Here is a 17,187-nt window from a genome sequence, read left to right as displayed (position 1 = left end):
CGTTCCTCTAGGAAAGTTGCAGATCGGCGCTGCGGATGCTCAGTCGCTGCAGGCGATAGAGCAGGGTGCGGCGAGGCAGTCCCAATTCCTGGGCAGTTTGGGTCTGGTTGCCGCGGTTCTTGCGCAGGCAGTCCATCAGCAGGCCGCGTTCGAGCTGATCCAGGCGCTCACGCAAAGTCAGGCTGCCGGCATTGCCGGTCAGGGCGGCGGAGCGGATGGCAAAGTGTTCGGGCAACAGCTCGTTGCCGTCGCAAAGCAGGACGGCGCGCTCCACCAGCCCCTTGAGTTCGCGGACATTGCCGGGAAAGGCATAGCCCGCCAGCAGGTCCAGGGCGGCGCTGGACCAGCGACAACGTGACCGCTGCAGGCATGCGCAGGCCTGGTCGGCGAAGTGCCGGGCCAGCAGCGGCAGGTCCTCGCCGCGCTCGCGCAGGGGCGGCAGCTGAATGGGAAAGTGAGTGAGGCGATAGTAGAGATCCTCACGAAAGGTGCCCTGCTCGACCAGCCGCACCAGTTGACGATGGGTCGCCGCAACGATGCGTACGTCGACCCTGTGGGTTTCGGCACTACCCAGCGGGCGGACCTCGCCTTCCTGCAGCACGCGCAGCAGCTTGGCCTGTAAGGTCAGCGGCATATCACCGATCTCGTCGAGAAACAGGGTGCCGCCATTGGCCGCATCGAACAGACCGGCGCGATCGCGCTCGGCACCGGTAAAGGCGCCCTTGCGATAGCCGAAGAGCTCGCTTTCCAGCAGGTGCTCGGGCAACGCCGCGCAGTTCTGCACCACGAAGGGCTGGGTCCGTCGCGAGCCCCGTTCGTGGATGGCCCGGGCCACCAGTTCCTTGCCGGTGCCGGTTTCACCGGTCAGCAGCACGGTGATGGGGCTGTGCAGTATCTTGCTGATCAAGCGATGGACCTGCCGCATGGCGCCGCTATCGCCAAGCATGCCGAAGCCATCGCCCACTGCCGGTGACGTTGGCCTTTCCGTTACGGCGCCCAATGGCTGAGTCTGGGCGCGCTCTAGCAGCTGGCTCTGCGCCAGGGCGAAGCATCCGAGCGGTGTCAGTACCTCTGCATGGGTTTCCAGTTCGCGGCGGCAGCGGCTGGCCTGTACCAGCAGACCCTCGACGCTGCCCGACGGGCCAGTCAGGGGTAGGCAACCAAGGCTGAGCCAGCCGTCGCCAGGCAGGAAGGTAGTGGTGTGCAGCAGCGGGTCCAGCTCACGCAGGTGCAGGCTGCGATTCTGCGAAAGGCAGTAGTGCAGCAGACTCTCCTGCTCCAGCGGCAGGGCGTCACCGGCCATGGCGGCGGTGCTGTCCAGACTTTGTGCCAGGCACACCAGTTGGGTATGAGTGGCGTCCAGACGGTAGTACTGCACCAGGTCGAGCCGGGCCAGACGCTGGATGCCTTCCACCAGGCCGAGGGCGAGTTGGGCGGGGTCTTCGTGCTGGCCGAGCGCGATGAACAGGGGCAGCATGGCTTCTGGCGCGGGGGACGGGATCATGCCGCCACCTCACAGCGGAAATCACCCTGGTCGTTGCAGGTGAGGTGCAGCCGCCCTGGCGTCTGACCACGGGCGAGGGCGTCGAGCAACTGGTCGGTAAGCAGCGGCAGCACTCGCTGCTCCAGGAGTAGGTCGATCCGGCGAGCACCACTGTCGGCGTCCAAGCAACGTGCCGCCAGGTCCTCCAGCAGGGCCGGGGCATAGCTGAAGGCGACCCGGCGGGCGGCCAGCCGGACGCCGAGTCGTTCGAGCTTGAGCACGATCAGCTCACGCAGCAGCTCGGCATCTAGCGGGTAGTAGGGCACCACGCGCATCCGCGCCAGCAGGGCAGGCTTGAAGTGGCCTGTCAGGGTGGGGCGAATCGCCTCGGTCAGTTGGGCCACGTCCGGACGTACGTCGGCGCACAACCGCTGGATCTCGCCGCTGGCCAGATTGGAGGTCAGCAGGAAGAGCACGTTGCGGAAGTCGATCTGCCGGCCCTCGCTGTCGGTGGCCTGGCCACGGTCGAAGATCTGGTAGAAGAGGTTGAGTACCTCGGGATCCGCCTTTTCCACTTCATCCAGCAAGACCACCGAATAGGGCTGGCGGCGCACGGCCTCGGTGAGCAGACCTCCTTCGCCATGGCCGACATAGCCGGGCGGCGCGCCGATCAGGCGCGACACGCTATGTTTTTCCGCGAATTCCGACAGGTTGAGAGTGGTGAGAAAGCGCTCTCCGCCATAGAGCAATTCGGCGAGCGCCAGGGCGGTCTCGGTCTTGCCGACCCCGCTGGGGCCGACCAGCAGGAAGACGCCGACTGGCGCCTCGGGAGCGTTCAGACCCACCGCGGCTGCGCGCAGGGCGCGATCCAGGGCGACCACCGCCTGCTCCTGGCCACGCAGGCGTCCGCGTAGATCGCTGGCAAAGCGGGCCAGGCGCTGGTTATGGCGACGGGCGAGTTGGTCGACCGGGAGGCCGGTCCAGGCCGCGATCACCTCCGCCACGAGGTGCGGGCAGACCTCCAGGTTGACCAGGCGCCCATGCTGGCGTTGCAGCTGCTCCAGCTCTGCCTGGGTGGCAGCCAGCGCAGTGCTGACCGAGGCCGTACGCAGGGTCAGGATGCGCTCGGCCAGCTCCCGCTGGCGTTCCCAGTCGGCCTGCAGCGCAGTGGCTGCCAGGTGCTCGGCGTCCCGCATGGCGGTAAGGCTATCCAGATGGCCGGGCGCGACGGGCAGACCGAGATCGGCATCGCGGCGGGTGGCGGAGAGCGTGCGCTCGGTAGCGGCCAGGCGTGCGCGCAAGGCATCCAGGGCCGGAGGCGGGCTGGCCAGGCTGATACGCACCCGGGCGCAGCAGGTGTCGAGCACATCCACGGCCTTGTCCGGTAACTGGCGCCCGCTCAGATAGCGGGCGGCCAGCTCGGCGGCGGCCACTACCGCATCGTCGCGCAGATAAACGCCATGGCCCTCGGCATAGGTCGGCGCCAACCCACGCAGGACGGTGATGGCGGTGGCGACGTCGAATTCGTCCAGCCTTACCGGCTGGAAGCGCCGCGCCAGGGCCGGGTCCTTTTCGAAGTACTTCCGGTACTCGCCCCAGGTGGTGGCGGCGATGGTGCGCAGCTCGCCGCGCGCCAGGGCAGGTTTGAGCAGATTGGCCGCGTCCGAGCCCCCGGGCTGGCCACCCGCACCGATCAGGGTATGGGCCTCGTCGATGAACAGGATGATGGGGTACGGTGCCTGGCGTACGGCATCGATCACACCTTGCAGGCGGCGTTCGAATTCGCCCTTGACGCTGGCGCCGGCCTGCAGCAACCCGAGATCGAGACTGCGTATTTCCACCCGCCGCAGACTGTCGGGCACCTCGCCTGCCGCGATGCGCAGCGCCAGCCCCTCGACGATGGCGGTCTTGCCAACGCCGGCTTCGCCTACCACGAGGGGATTGTTCTTGCGCCGCCGCGAGAGGATGTCCACCAGTTGCCGGATCTCGGCCTCGCGGCCCAGCACCGGATCCAGGCGCCCGGCACGGGCCTGGCCGCTGAGGTCATGGGTGAAGCGGTCCAGAGGGGACTCGCTGATGACCGGTGACCCCTCGGGCCGCTGAGCCCTGACGAAGTCCAGGAGCTGCGCGGCATCCACCCGCTCCAGCAGGCGACCGTAACCTGTGCCCAATAGCCGCTCGGGATGGCGCAACAACGCCAGCAGCAGGGCGGCGCTATCGGTCTCAGCCCGTTCCAGTTCGAGACGGGCGAGCAGCACGGCATCCTGCAGCCACAGCAGCAGTGCAGGATCGAAGACCGGGTCGCCGCCTTCTCCATTGCCCTGGCGCGGCTGCAGCGTCGCGGCGAAATCCACCGGGTCCAGGTCAGCCGCTTTCAGCACGCGAGTGAGCAGTCCGTCGCGGGATTCCAGCAGGACCGCCAGCAGGTCTTCGATCAGGATCTGCCGGCCGCCCCGACGGACGCAGCGCTGCGCCGCCTGTTCCAGGTCCTGGCGCGCGGTCACGGAAAGGCTGTTGATAAGGAGGTTCAGGTCCAGGGTGAGCATGTTGATCGTCCTTGATTAACGGTGGCAGGCCAGGGTGACCTGGCCCTTGGCTCGGCCGAGGCCGAGCCAAGTGGTCCAGCCGAGACGGCAGGGGCTGGCGGCTTCCAGCCGCCATTGCCGCAACGCGTCCCGCCGCAGATGCAGGCGCAGGTCGTAGTCCAGCTGGTCGCGCAGGGTGAAATTCAGCAAGGCACGCACGGCGGCGTACCGACTGCCCCCGGGCAGGAATGAATGAAAGGCTTCCCAGTCCAGTTCGAGCAGGTGCAGGCGAAACTTGCCGCCACGATCGCGCACCTGCACACCCAGGACGGCTGTCTCTCCGAGCTGGGCGCTGGCCCGCCCGAGATGCGCGCGTTGTTCTGGGGGAATGACCACTGCGCGCTCCAGGCACTGCTCCAGCTGCAACTCGGGCTGCTCCAGGTAATAGCGCAGCACCGCTTCGATCAGCGTCGCCGAATGCACCTTGAGGCTGAGCAGGCCGAGATAGGGCAGCAGGCGTTTCCAGTTCAGCTCCGGCGCCTGGCGCAGGCTGCTGTCGCCCAGACCGATCAGACTGAACAGCCGGGCCGACAACTCGTCACGCGCGCCCTCCCGGAAGCGGGCGTGATAGCGATACTTGCGCCAGATCGGCAACAGCAGCCGGTGCAGCCGGTGATTGAAGAGGTCGAGGAAGTCGCGGGTGGTACGCCCTTGTTCGCCATCGCTCAGCGCCTGTTCGCTGTAGAAGGCCGGCAGCGGCGAACCGCTGCCCATCAGGGCGCCCAGGTTGAGTTGCAGGCGGGCGCGCAGCCCATCGGCGTCCTCGACGAAGTGCAGGTGCTCGATATCGCTACCCGGAAAGGCCAGGCTGGGGTTGGCATGGAACTCCAGCCGTTCATAGAGCTGCTCCTCCGAGAGACTCGGCATCAGGCCCTGCAACTGCAGGAGCACCTGTCCGATACCCTGGAAAAGCGAGTACTCGCGAATCTCGCGGCACAGCGCCGAGCGATTCAGATCAGCGGCTGCTGACCCATGCGCGGTGTCCATAGATACACCTCTCCCTGCAGGCTGCGAACACTGAGTTGATGGAAGGAATTCAGGCTGGCATAGAGCGCGAAGAACTCGTTGAGTACGCTGGCGAACAGGTACAGCTCGCCCTCGCTGCGAAAGCCGCTGGCATCCATGTCCAGCTGGGTGGCGATACCGCGGATCGGCAGGCCCCGGTAGAGGCGATCCACCGGGCGATGGCTGATGCCCTGCAGGGCCGCCAGGCGCTGGTGACTGATGCGCTCGGCCTGCCGGTCGTGCTGACTGGGCAGGTCGTAACTGGCCAACACCGTACGCAGGGCCGCGACATCGGTGAGCGACAAATAATTGAGCGATAGATTGGAAACCAGCTGCCACAGCCGGTTGCCGGACAGCACCGGCGCATGACAGGCAGTTGGGGCGGCCAGATTGCGAAAGCCCAGACCACCCGGGGTATTTTCGGTGGGCAGGCACAGATCACCGGCGCGCAGGCGCTGGGGCAGGTTCTGGTTGGTGCAGGTCAGTTCGATGGACAGGGTGTCCTGATCGGTACCCGGATCGCCAAACGCCAGATAGGTATCGATGCCGCCGTGCAGCAGGGCACTGCGCTGGCGTACGGCATAGTGCGGCCGACAGCTCTGGCCGCCGAAGCTCAGGTCGTGGGCAAAGGATTCGAAGGGTAGATAGTCACGATGGCCCAGGCCGCCCGGTTGCCAGCCGGTCACCCGCTCCACGGCAAAGACCCCCAGGTGTTCGCGGCCGTGGCCGGCCGGAAACAACGGGTACTCGTCGCGCTTGCCGTCGAGGCGGATCGGCAGGGCGTCATGGCGGAACAGATTGACCACCGGGACGCAGTGCAGGCGCAGGTTGTCGCGACTGGGAAGCCGCGGCTGCCGGGCGATCCGGGCGATGTCGAAGCGCACCTCCAGCCCGCGGATCTGGCGGCGCACCGGGTCTGCCAGTTGCTTCAGCTTCGTCATTCCCTGAATCGAGACGAAGAGGAATTTCTCCGGAAAGGCGAAATATTCCTGCAGGTGGCGATAGCCGCGGAAGGCATTGGGTGGATAGGGCAGCAGCGCCTCGTCTTCGCCGAAGCCCAGCGGCTGGACCTGGTCGCGAGCGAGCGGCAGGACGAGTTCGCTGCCCTGGAGGTCAGTCAGCGGCTGGCGTTCGGCATCCAGGGGTACCAGGCTCAGGCCGTCCAGGTTGTGCAGCAGTGCAAGATAGAGATCCTGACTAAGCGTGCGATCGCCCGCCAGATGCAGCGGCAACTGACGCAGGTCCAGCGCGTCCAGGGTGCCATTGCCGGTGATCTGCAGGCGCAGCGTCAGGCGCGCGCCGCTGCCCTGCTGGGCAAGGCTCAGCTCATCCACGCGTAGCGGTTGAACGTCGGTGGTGAAGCAGGTTCGAAAGCGGCAGCTCACCTCGTCCAGCGCCCGGGATTCCACTTCCGTTCCACGTGGAACCTGAATGGCCGCGCCTGGTGCTGGTAGCGGATCGAATTCGAGGATGGCGCAACTCGGCAGGGGCCGTAGATAATGGGGCCAGAGCAGGTTGAGCAGCGAATGGGTCAATTCCGGCAACTCGTCGTCGAGCTTCTGCCGCAGCCGACCGGTGAGAAAGGCGAAGCCTTCCAGCAGGCGCTCGACATCCGGATCCTGACCAGCCTGGCCCAGAAAGGGTGCCAGCGCAGGATTGCGTTCGGCGAAGCGCGCGCCCAGCTGACGCAACTCGGCCAGCTCGCTCTGGTAGTAGTGATTGAAGGACATGGACCTATCCCTGGCTGACCTTGACCTGGCCGCTGCCATCCAGGCTCGCGGTGAAACGGATGGGGCACCGCTGGCCGTCGAGCTCGAGCTGGCCTTCGAGGGCGAACGCCAGGGTGGTGTTTTCCCGCTGCAGCGGCAGCACCTTCACACCGGACAGGCGCGGCTCGTAGGCGGCCACGAACGCCTCGATGGCCAGCCGCGCACGCTGTAGCGAGTCGTGCAGCGACAGCCGCAAGTCATTGAGGTCGGGCAGTCCGTAGTCGACCTGGATCGGGACGCTGCCGGCACGGGTGCTGAGCATCTTGGCCAGGTGGGCGGCCACCGAGGCGCTCAAGGCGTCGGCGGACGCGCCCCGGCTGTGCGCGCTGCCCGGACCGGCCAGGCGTTCGAACAGACTGCCGTAATTCATGAGCCGTTACTCCTTGTCCAGCTTGCCGACCAGCGACAGGGTGAAATCGGCGCCCTGGTACTTGAAGTGCGGTCTCACGCTCAGGCCCACGCGGAACCAGCCCGGATTACCCTCGACATCGCTGACGCGGATGCTGGCGGCACGCAGCGGTCGACGACCGCGCACCTCGGCGCTGGGGTTTTCCTGATCGGCGACGAACTGACGGATCCACTTGTTGAGTTCCAGCTCGAGGTCGGTGCGCTCCTTGGTGCCACCCAGTTGCTCGCGCTGCAGCACCTTGAGGTAGTGGGCCAGGCGGCTGACGATGAACAAATAGGGCAACTGGGTACCCAGCTTGTAGTTCAGCTCAGCTGCCCGACCTTCTTCGCTGTTGCCATAGAACTTGGGTTTTTGCGTCGAACAGGCGGAAAAGAAGGCGGCGTTGTCGCTGCCCTTGCGCATGGTCAAGGCGATGAAGCCGGCATCGGCCAGCTCGTATTCGCGACGATCGGAGATCAGCACCTCGGTGGGGATCTTGGTCTCGATCTCGCCCATGCTCTCGAAGTGATGCAGCGGCAGGTCTTCCACCGCGCCGCCGCTCTGCGGACCGACGATATTCGGACACCAGCGGTACGTGGCGAAGCTGTGGGTCAGGCGGGTGGCGAAGGCGTAGGCGGTGTTGCCCCAGAGGTAGTGGGCATGGTCCCGGCTGACGTTTTCGCGATAGGCAAAGGTCTTGACCGGATTCTCTTCCGGATCGTAGGGCGTGCGTAGCAGGAAGCGCGGCAAGGTCAGGCCGACATAGCGCGCGTCTTCCTGCTCGCGGAAACTCTGCCACTTGGCGAATTGCGGACCGTCGAAGTGATCCTTGAGGTCCTTGAGGTCGGGCAGACCGGTAAAGCTTTCCAGGCCGAAGAAGCGCGGACCGGCGGCGGCGATAAAGGGCGCATGAGCCATGGTCGAGACCGCTGCCACCTGTTGCAGAGTGCGGATGTCCGGTGCGGTGGGGTCGAAGTCGTAGTTGGCGATGATGGCGCCGACCGGCTCGCCACCGAACTGGCCGAATTCGGCGGTATAGACGTGCTTGTAGAGGCCCGACTGGACGATGTCCGGCGAATCCTCGAAGTCTTCCAGCAGATCCTGCTTGGAGACGTTGAGCATCTCGATCTTGTTGTTCTCGCGGAAGTCGGTGCGCTCCACCAGCAGGTGCAGGCCGCGCCAGGCGGCCTCCAGCGACTGGAACTCCGCGTGGTGGAGGATCTCGTCGACCTGGCGGCTGAGCTTCTCATCGATCTCGGCGATCATGCGATCGACCAGCGCCTTCTTGACCGGTTGCTGGGCGTTTTGCGGCTTGAGCAGCTCTTCGATAAAGGCGGAGATGCCGCGTTTGGCCACGCCATAGCCCTCGTCGTGGGGCGCGAGGCGAGTCTCGGCGATGATGCGGTCGAGGATGCCGCGGTCTTCAGCGACGTCGGCAGCGGGTTGCGGGAGCAGGGTAGCGGTCATGATGATCTTCCTGATCAGACGTCTTGATTCGGCAAGCCGAGTTCGCCGAGCACCGTGGCCCGGGCGACCGGATCGGCGAGCACCTGCTCGATGGCCCTGCGGAACGCCGGGGCGTTGCCGAGCGGCCCCTTGAGCGCCACCAGGGCATCGCGCAGATCCATCAGTTGCTTGAGTTCGGGCACCTGCTGCACCAGCCGCGCCGGGCTGAAGTCGGCCATGGCCTTGAGGTCGAGCTGGACGGCCAGATCGTCCTGGCTGTCGTCCTGCAGGCGATTGGGTACCGCCAGGGTCAGGCCCAACTGCTGCTTGGCCATCACCTCATCGAAGTTGTCCTTGTCGACGGCTACCGGCTTGCGGTCTTCGAGCTTGCGGTCGTCGGCTCGCTGGGTGAAATCGCCCAGCACCATGAGCTTGAGGGGCAGTTCGAGTTCTTCCTCGGTACCGCCGCTGGCGGGTCGAACCGTGACGTTGATGCGTTCTTTCAGGGCAACCGAGCCTTCTTTGGCCATGTGTTTCTCCTTGGGTATGAGGACAAGCCTCAGTCGAGAGCCGCTTCGAGATCGAGGCGGCAGAGTCGCGGACGCAGCTGTTGCAGCTGCATCCGGCTGTCGGCGGTGGCGGGGAGGGCTTCCAGGCACTGGCGGCGGGCCTGCAGGATCTCCAGCGCCAGTTGCGGCTCCCAGTGCGCCAGCAGGGCGCCGTGTTCGGCATCCAGGGCCGCGAGCTGAAGGTGTGCCAGTTCGAACTGGCGGGCCTGGATCAGCAACCGGACGCTGGCCAGATCCCACAGCAGGCGCTGGCGTTCGCCCTGGGCACTGCAGCTGCGCTGCCGCAGGTGGCGCACGGCGCTCCTGAGGCCGCTCGCGCGCAACTCCCCAAGGGCTTCGGCAAGGGCTTCGCTCCAGCTGTCCTGGCACGCCTCGCTTGAGGCGGAGACGGGTTGCGTCGCCTTAGCCGCCGTCAGGCCGGACAGCCAGAGGCGGGTCTGGGCATCGGCAAAGGGTTGCCCGTCATGGAAGGCCAGGGCTTCCAGACCTGGCAGCCGTTCCAGCAGCAACATCAGCGGCCACTCGATTTCTCGACAACTCGTTGTTGCACCGAGGGCCTGCAGACACTCCCAGGCCAGCCGCTGGCCATCCAGCCAGAAAGGCGCCCGCGTCAGGCTGACCTCCAGTTCGCCGAGCAGCAGAGAAAAATCACCAGCGGCCTGGCACTCCTGGAAATATCTCAGGCGATCAGCTGGCAGGCCGCGCAAGCCGGTGACACCCCTGGTATCATGAGCGGGCAGACTGTCGATGCCGCTCCACAGCAAGGCGCGATTCAGCCGCAGGGCGCGGTGGTCGCCGCTCCGCTGACGTAGCCACCAGCCGCTCAGCGTGCGGGCGCTTTCCTGCAGCTGGCGCAGCAGACGATGGGCGTCCTTGTCCGAGTCCAGCGGGCCCTGGGGTGCCTGAGCGGTTACGACCGGGCTGGGTGACAGGGCTGCGATGGTCGACTCCGCCGGAGCGGTGGATTGGATCTGGCGACGTCGTTGCTCATCGAGGCGACGTACCAACGGCAACAGCAGCGGAGCGGCCTCGCCCAGGCGTGGCTGGAGGAGTGCCTCCAACTGGCCGAGCTGGGTACTGAAGGTCTGTAGCCAGGATGCTTCCAGCGTCGTCAGGGCGGTGGTATCGAAGACGCCTTCCAGGCGGATCTGGAGCCAACCGAGCGCCGCGGCGCGGGTGCGCTCCTTGCGGGGATAAAGGTCCTGCCAGTGAGCCTCCAGCAATCGCTCAAGCAGAGCCAGGCCGGCTTCCAGCCCCGTCCAGCTCCGGGTGCAGTACAGGGCCCAGGTCAGCCAGACGGCAACGCGCAGGTCCTTGGAGTGCTCACGCAGAAAGGTGGTCGCCTGCTCGGCCGTGGACTCCCAGTCCGGCATGACGTCGCGATGTAGCGCCTGGGTGTTCTGACAGACCGCTTCGAGTCTCTCGAACTCGGGGCTATAGCGGCGATCTTCCCCGACGAAGTTGTCCGTGGTAATGGGGTGATCGGCGACCGCTATATAAATCTGGGCGAACGAAGACAATAAAGTCATCCATGACCTCACAGGTTGAAGTTCCATTCCTTGAACTTCCCAAGGCGAAAAATGCTGGAGAATTTTTCAGCCTGTTGCTGAGCAGCTATTGGCTCAAAATGTCTGAGGTGCGCATCCTAGAGCTGTTTAATGAGCTTTGGTAGCAAAAAATTGTGATCTATGTCCAATTTTTATTGCTTAATTCTTAATGAAAAATAAGCCTATTTAGTGAAGTGACAAAAATTGTCCGAACTAACTGTGAAAATCTGACAGTCATCGTCAGTTTTAAAAGATATGATAAGTCACAACTATAAAGTTAGATTTTAAGTTGGGTCGGGCTTGCCTGTTCGCGAAGCTATTAAAGCCATCCATATTCCGCCATCGACAGCGGCTCCCCATCCCCCACGATGAAATGATCCAGCACCCGCACATCGATCAGCGCCAGGGCGTCCTTGAGGCGTGTGGTGAGCAGGCGGTCGGCCTGGCTGGGTTCGGCGATGCCGGAAGGGTGGTTGTGGGTGAGGATGACGGCAGCGGCGTTGTGGGCGAGGGCGCGCTTGACCACCTGGCGAGGGTAGACGCTGGCGCCGTCGATGGTGCCGTGGAACAGGGCTTCGAAGGCCAGCACCCGGTGGCGGGTGTCGAGGAACAGGCAGCCGAAGATCTCGTGGGGTTCGTGGCGCAGGCGGGCCTTGAGATAGTCGCGGACCTGCTGCGGGCTTTCCAGAGCCGAGTCGCGTTTGAGGCCTTCGGCCAGGTGGCGGCGGCCCATCTCCAGGACCGCCTGCAACTGGCTGAACTTGGCCGGGCCGAGGCCGAGGTGAGCGCTGAAGGCGGCGAGATCGGCCTCCAGCAGGGCTCTGAGGCTGCCAAATTCCCCGAGCAGTTGGCGGGCGAGGTCGACCGCGCTTTTGCCGGCCACGCCGGTGCGCAAGAAGATCGCCAGCAGTTCGGCGTCGGTGAGAGCCTGGGCGCCGCGTTCCAGCAGTTTCTCCCGCGGCCGTTCCTGGGCCGGCCAATCCTTGATGCTCATGGACGCTCCTTGTCTGGCGGGGCGCCTGCGTCCTGCAGGCGCTGTGCTATCTTAACCGGATCATTCGCGGGTGCGCGCAGGCCTCGATTGGCCGTGCGATGCCCGTTCTAGACGGTTCGAGAACGGAAAGGCTATATGCAGCGGCTCCATCGTAAACGCATCGTGCTGGGCGTCGGAGGTGGCATCGCCGCTTACAAGAGCGCCGAGCTGGTGCGCCGACTCAAGGATCAGGGCGCCGAGGTGCGGGTGGTGCTGACCCGCGGCGGTCGCGAATTCATCACGCCGCTGACCCTGCAGGCACTGTCGGGTCTGCCGGTGCATCTGGATCTGCTGGACCCGGCCGCCGAAGCGGCCATGGGGCATATCGAGCTGGCCCGCTGGGCCGATCTGGTGCTGGTCGCGCCGGCCACCGCCGATGTCATGGCGCGCCTGGCCCAGGGCGTGGCGGACGATCTGCTCACGACCTTGGTGCTGGCCACCGATGCCCGGGTCGCCCTGGCACCGGCCATGAACCAGGCCATGTGGCGCGATCCGGCCACCCAGGCCAATGCCGAGCTCCTGCGCAGCCGTGGCATCAAGCTGTTCGGTCCGGCCAGCGGCAGCCAGGCCTGTGGCGACGTCGGCCCCGGCCGGATGCTGGAAGCCACCGACCTTGCCCAGCTCGCCGCCGACTGCTTCCAGCGCCTCGACCTGACCGGTCGCCACGTGGTCATCACCGCGGGGCCGACCCAGGAAAACATCGACCCGGTGCGCTACATCACCAACCACAGCTCCGGCCGCATGGGCTTCGCCCTGGCGGAAGCGGCGGCGGAGGCGGGTGCGCGCGTCAGCCTGGTGAGCGGCCCGGTGCATCTGCCGACCCCTGATCGCGTCGAGCGTATCGACGTGATCAGCGCCCGCGACATGCTGGCCGCCTGTGAGGCGCTGATGCCCTGCGACGTGCTCATCGCCTCGGCGGCGGTGGCGGACTATCGCCCCGAGGTCATCGCGCCGCACAAGCTGAAGAAAGACCCCACCCGCGGTGACGGTCTCCTGCTGGAGCTGGTGCGCAATCCGGACATTCTCGCCACCCTGGCGGGGCGCCCGGATCGGCCCTTCAGCGTCGGCTTCGCCGCGGAAACCCAGAATCTGCTGGAGTACGCCCAGCGCAAGCTGCGCGACAAGAATCTCGACCTCATCGTCGCCAACGACGTGGCCAATCCGGCCATCGGCTTCAACAGCGAAGACAACGCGGTCACCGTGATCGACCGTGGCCTGCACGAGATCCGCTTCGAGCAGACCAGCAAGGGCAAGATCGCCCGGCAGCTCATCGCCCTGATTTCCACCCACCTGAAAGACACTGCCCAGAACCATGCATAGCCTTCAAGCCAAGATCCTCGACCCGCGCCTGGGGCGCGATTTCCCGCTGCCGTCCTACGCCACCCCCGGCTCGGCCGGCCTCGACCTGCGCGCCATGTTGCAGGAGGATCTGGTGCTGGAGCCGGGGCAGACCGCGCTGATTCCCACCGGGCTCGCCATCCATGTGGCCGATCCGTCGCTGGCAGCGCTGATCCTGCCGCGTTCGGGCCTGGGCCATAAACACGGCATCGTGCTGGGCAACCTGGTCGGCCTGATCGACTCGGACTACCAGGGCGAGCTGATGGTCTCCTGCTGGAACCGCGGCCAGACCACCTTCACCGTGAGCGTGGGCGAACGTATCGCCCAGCTGATGCTCGTACCTGTGGTGCAGGCGCACTTCGATATCGTCGACAGCTTTACCGAGACCGAGCGGGGCGCTGGCGGCTTCGGCCACTCCGGTACCCGCTGACGCCAGACACGCAAGGCGCGCCGTGACATAAAGGAGAAGAACGGCATGGCAAGGGGCAAGAACGACAAGGATGTGCGCAAGGCGGCCCCCCGGGTCGCTGGCTTGCCCGGCATGGGCGCGGGACTGCTGCTGGCGCTCGCCGGCCTGCTGCTGGCCGCGCTGCTGCTGTGGTTCCTGGTGTTGCAGCCGCAGGGCGCGCGCAACCAGGAGCAGCAGGCGGACCAGGCGCTGCAGGCGCAGGCGACCTCCCTCAATCAGCTGCTGGTCGGCCTGACCCGTCGGCTGCAGGGTGTCGCCGGGGATGCCCTGGTGCTGCAGGCCCTGCAGGGCGACGATCCCGCGGCGCGCGCGGCGGCGGAAAGCCAGCTGCGCGAGCGCCTCGGCGTGGTCGACGTGCTGGTGGTGCCGGCCGGCATGCGTCAGATCGAAGACGATCGTCCCGGCCCCCTCAACTATGCTGCCCTCGATCTGCTCAAGCGCCTGGAAAGCGGCCAGCGGACCCCGCCGGAAGCCTATCGACTGGGCGATCGCTGGCTGGTCTACAGCGCCCAACCCATCCGCCGCGGCGATCAGCTGCTTGGCAGCGCCGTACTGGTGGAAGAACTCCCGGCCGTCTTGCAGGGCTGGGCCACGCCACCGGCGAACGTCGGCCAGTGGCGCCTGCTGCAGCAATTTCCCGGTGGCAGCGTGCAGGTGCTGGCCAGTGGCGGCAGCCCCGGTGATCCGGCGCTGATGCGGCGGCTCGCCACCGGCAGCCCGCTCTGGACGCTGGAGTTGGCACCCGCCGCCGAGGCGGGCGCCGATACACCGCTGGGTATCCCCCTGGTGGCGCTGCTGCTGGCGCTGTTTGGCGTGCTGGCGGGCTTTTGGCTGTTTTCCCGGGAGCTGTCACGCCGGCTCCGTGACGACGTCCGCAGTCTGACGGCCTATGCCGAGGAACTAGAAGCCAATCAGATAGCCAAAAGCCCGACTTTGCGCCTGGCGGTAATGGAACCCGTGGCCAAGTCGACGGCCCGATTGGCCAGCCGATCGGCCGGGTCGTCGCCGGACCTGTACGCCACCGCTCCCAGCGATGCGGTGGCCAAGACCCTGGCGGAGTTTGCCGACAGAGGCCGCTCTCAGCAGAGCGAGCCGCTGTTCCAGACCACCGACATCCTCGATATCAGTATCCTCGACGAAGACCAGGATCTCCTGGGATTGGAGAAACCCCCGATGAGCACTACCCCGCAAGCCCCCCAACTCAACGCCAGCATCTTCCGCGCCTACGATATCCGTGGCGTGGTGGGTGACTCCCTGACCGCCGAAGCCGCCTACTGGATCGGGCGCGCCATCGGCTCGGAGAGCCTGGCACGTGGCGAGCCCAACGTGGCCGTCGGCCGTGACGGCCGCCTGTCCGGCCCCGAGCTGGTCGCCCAACTGATCAAGGGCGTGGCCGACAGCGGCGCCAATGTCAGCGATGTCGGCATGGTGCCGACCCCGGTGCTCTACTACGCCGCCAACGTGCTCGAAGGCAAGTCCGGCGTCATGCTGACCGGCAGCCACAACCCGCCGGACTACAACGGCTTCAAGATCGTCATCGCCGGCGAGACCCTGGCCAACGAATCCATCCAGCGTCTGCGCGAGCGCATCGAGACCGGTGACGTGGCCAGCGGCCAGGGCCAGATCAAGCAGGTCGACGTGCTCAAGAGCTACGCCGACTACATCCGCAACGACGTGGTGCTGGCCAAGAAGCTCAAGGTGGTGGTGGACGCCGGCAACGGTGTCGCCGCGGTCAACGCGCCCCAGCTGATCGAGTCCCTGGGCTGCGAGGTCATCCCGCTGTTCTGCGAGGTGGACGGCAACTTCCCCAACCACCACCCGGATCCGGGCAAGCCCGAGAACCTGGAAGACCTGATCGCCAAGGTCAAGGAAACCGGTGCCGACCTGGGCCTGGCCTTTGACGGCGACGGCGACCGCGTCGGCGTGGTGACCAACGAAGGCAAGATCATCTATCCCGACCAGCTGCTGATGCTGTTCGCCAAGGACGTGGTCTCCCGCAACCCGGGCGCCGACATCATCTTCGACGTCAAGTGCACCCGCCGCCTGAACAACCTCATCGCCGGCTACGGCGGTCGTCCCATCATGTGGAAGACCGGCCACTCGCTGATCAAGAAGAAGATGAAGGAAACCGGCGCGCTGCTGGCCGGCGAGATGAGCGGCCACGTGTTCTTCAAGGAGCGCTGGTTCGGTTTCGACGACGGCATCTACAGCGCCGTGCGTCTGCTGGAGATCCTCAGCCAGGAGAAGAACAGCGCCCAACAGGTGTTCGATACCTTCCCGGTAGACATCTCCACCCCGGAGATCAATATCCAGGTGACCGAAGAGAACAAGTTCGGCATCATCGAAACCCTGCAGCGCGACGCCCAGTGGGGCGATGCCCAGATCACCACCCTGGACGGCGTCCGCGTCGATTACCAGAACGGTTGGGGCCTGGTGCGTGCGTCCAACACCACGCCGGTGCTGGTGCTGCGCTTCGAGGCGGAAACCCTCGAAGAGCTGGAGCGCATCAAGACGGTGTTCCGCAAGCAGCTGCTGGCGGTACAGCCGGATCTGAATCTGCCGTTCTGACCTCGGGTCAGCGGTAGCACAGAGGGCGCCTAGGCGCCCTTTGTCTTTTCTATGTCGACCTTGAGAGGTGAGCCATGACCCTGAGCCGCGAGGATGCCTCGCACGTCGCCGAGGTGCTGTCCGAGGCGCTGCCCTATATCCGCCGGTTCGTCGGCAAGACGCTGGTGATCAAGTACGGCGGCAACGCCATGGAGAGTGACGAGCTCAAGGCCGGTTTCGCCCGTGACATCGTGCTGATGAAGGCGGTGGGCATCAACCCGGTGGTGGTGCACGGCGGCGGTCCGCAGATCGGTGACCTGCTCAAGCGCCTGTCCATCGAAAGCCACTTCATCGATGGCATGCGCGTCACCGACGCCCAGACCATGGATGTGGTGGAGATGGTGCTGGGCGGCCAGGTCAACAAGGACATCGTGAATCTGATCAACCGCCATGGCGGCAAGGCCATCGGCCTGACCGGCAAGGACGCGGGCCTGATCCGCGCCACCAAGCTCAAGGTCAGCCGGCAGACGCCGGAAATGACCAAGCCGGAGATCATCGACATCGGCCATGTGGGCGAGGTCACCGGGGTCAACACCGACCTGATCAACATGCTGGTGCGCGGCGACTTCATTCCGGTCATCGCGCCCATCGGTGTGGGTCCGGACGGCGAGTCCTACAACATCAACGCCGACCTGGTGGCGGGCAAGGTGGCCGAGGCGCTCAAGGCCGAGAAGCTGATGCTGCTGACCAACATCGCTGGCCTGATGGACAAGCAGGGCCAGGTGCTCACCGGGCTGTCCACCGAGCAGGTCAATTCGCTGATCGCCGACGGCACCATCTACGGCGGCATGCTGCCGAAGATCCGCTGCGCGCTGGAAGCGGTGCAGGGCGGCGTGCAGAGCGCCCACATCATCGATGGCCGGGTGCCCAACGCGGTGCTGCTGGAAATCTTCACCGACGTCGGCGTCGGTACCCTGATCTCCAACCGCAAGCGCTGAGCGCTTTCGG

At 65.7% G+C, this 17,187-nt stretch carries 14 protein-coding genes; 5 read left to right on the top strand and 9 right to left on the bottom strand.

The window, feature by feature from the left end:
* Positions 1 to 7 precede the first annotated feature (7 nt).
* Genes PSEK12I1_RS0101290 through tssA form a run of 8 tightly spaced genes read right to left on the bottom strand, consistent with a single transcriptional unit; the run spans position 8 to position 10,765 of the window.
* Positions 8 to 1,504, bottom strand: a complete 1,497-nt coding sequence (locus PSEK12I1_RS0101290; RefSeq protein WP_027600444.1) for a sigma-54-dependent Fis family transcriptional regulator — start codon at positions 1,502 to 1,504, stop codon at positions 8 to 10.
* Entirely contained in the window at positions 1,501 to 4,029 is a 2,529-nt protein-coding gene (gene tssH / locus PSEK12I1_RS0101285) for a type VI secretion system ATPase TssH (RefSeq protein ID WP_027600443.1), read from the bottom strand. Before tssH ends, PSEK12I1_RS0101290 begins: the two co-directional genes overlap by 4 nt.
* Before the next feature lie 15 nt (positions 4,030 to 4,044).
* Positions 4,045 to 5,055, bottom strand: coding sequence for a type VI secretion system baseplate subunit TssG (tssG, locus tag PSEK12I1_RS0101280; protein WP_027600442.1), 1,011 nt, complete (start codon positions 5,053 to 5,055; stop codon positions 4,045 to 4,047).
* Entirely contained in the window at positions 5,019 to 6,803 is a 1,785-nt protein-coding gene (gene tssF / locus PSEK12I1_RS0101275; RefSeq protein ID WP_027600441.1) for a type VI secretion system baseplate subunit TssF, read from the bottom strand. Before tssF ends, tssG begins: the two co-directional genes overlap by 37 nt.
* A gap of 4 nt (positions 6,804 to 6,807) precedes the next feature.
* The gene (tssE, locus tag PSEK12I1_RS0101270; RefSeq protein ID WP_027600440.1) at positions 6,808 to 7,212 is read right to left on the bottom strand and encodes a type VI secretion system baseplate subunit TssE; all 405 of its coding nucleotides are present in this window, start codon (positions 7,210 to 7,212) and stop codon (positions 6,808 to 6,810) included.
* Positions 7,213 to 7,218: 6 nt separating this feature from the next.
* The gene (gene tssC, locus PSEK12I1_RS0101265; protein WP_027600439.1) at positions 7,219 to 8,697 is read right to left on the bottom strand and encodes a type VI secretion system contractile sheath large subunit; all 1,479 of its coding nucleotides are present in this window, start codon (positions 8,695 to 8,697) and stop codon (positions 7,219 to 7,221) included.
* A 14-nt stretch (positions 8,698 to 8,711) separates the two neighbouring features.
* Positions 8,712 to 9,206: a type VI secretion system contractile sheath small subunit gene (tssB, locus tag PSEK12I1_RS0101260; RefSeq protein ID WP_027600438.1), complete on the bottom strand. Its 495-nt coding sequence runs from the start codon at positions 9,204 to 9,206 to the stop codon at positions 8,712 to 8,714.
* Between the two features lie 29 nt (positions 9,207 to 9,235).
* Positions 9,236 to 10,765: a type VI secretion system protein TssA gene (gene tssA, locus PSEK12I1_RS0101255; protein WP_051399172.1), complete on the bottom strand. Its 1,530-nt coding sequence runs from the start codon at positions 10,763 to 10,765 to the stop codon at positions 9,236 to 9,238.
* An 11-nt stretch (positions 10,766 to 10,776) separates the two neighbouring features.
* On the opposite strand from tssA, the gene PSEK12I1_RS24705 reads away from it, so the two are divergent.
* Entirely contained in the window at positions 10,777 to 10,917 is a 141-nt protein-coding gene (locus PSEK12I1_RS24705; protein WP_177323725.1) for a hypothetical protein, read from the top strand.
* Between the two features lie 194 nt (positions 10,918 to 11,111).
* Here the strand turns inward: PSEK12I1_RS24705 and radC are convergent, their stop codons facing one another.
* On the bottom strand, positions 11,112 to 11,786 hold the full coding sequence (radC, locus tag PSEK12I1_RS0101250; RefSeq protein ID WP_027598637.1) for a DNA repair protein RadC: 675 nt from the start codon (positions 11,784 to 11,786) through the stop codon (positions 11,112 to 11,114).
* Positions 11,787 to 11,921: 135 nt separating this feature from the next.
* Between radC and coaBC the strand changes: the two genes are divergently transcribed.
* From coaBC to argB, 4 genes are all read left to right on the top strand, one after another.
* A complete protein-coding gene (coaBC, locus tag PSEK12I1_RS0101245; protein ID WP_027600436.1) occupies positions 11,922 to 13,145 on the top strand; it encodes a bifunctional phosphopantothenoylcysteine decarboxylase/phosphopantothenate--cysteine ligase CoaBC in 1,224 nt (407 codons plus the stop codon).
* Positions 13,138 to 13,593, top strand: coding sequence for a dUTP diphosphatase (gene dut / locus PSEK12I1_RS0101240; RefSeq protein ID WP_027598635.1), 456 nt, complete (start codon positions 13,138 to 13,140; stop codon positions 13,591 to 13,593). The genes coaBC and dut overlap by 8 nt, the downstream gene beginning before the upstream one ends.
* A gap of 1,212 nt (positions 13,594 to 14,805) precedes the next feature.
* On the top strand, positions 14,806 to 16,200 hold the full coding sequence (gene algC / locus PSEK12I1_RS24830) for a phosphomannomutase/phosphoglucomutase (protein WP_197027426.1): 1,395 nt from the start codon (positions 14,806 to 14,808) through the stop codon (positions 16,198 to 16,200).
* 74 nt (positions 16,201 to 16,274) lie between these two features.
* Entirely contained in the window at positions 16,275 to 17,177 is a 903-nt protein-coding gene (argB, locus tag PSEK12I1_RS0101230; RefSeq protein ID WP_007160051.1) for an acetylglutamate kinase, read from the top strand.
* The last annotated feature ends 10 nt before the right edge of the window (positions 17,178 to 17,187 follow it).

The sequence above is a fragment of the Pseudomonas sp. MOIL14HWK12:I1 genome (assembly GCF_000510705.1).
Lineage (GTDB): Bacteria > Pseudomonadota > Gammaproteobacteria > Pseudomonadales > Pseudomonadaceae > Chryseomonas > Chryseomonas oryzihabitans.
This window is presented reverse-complemented; position numbering and strand designations above follow the sequence as displayed.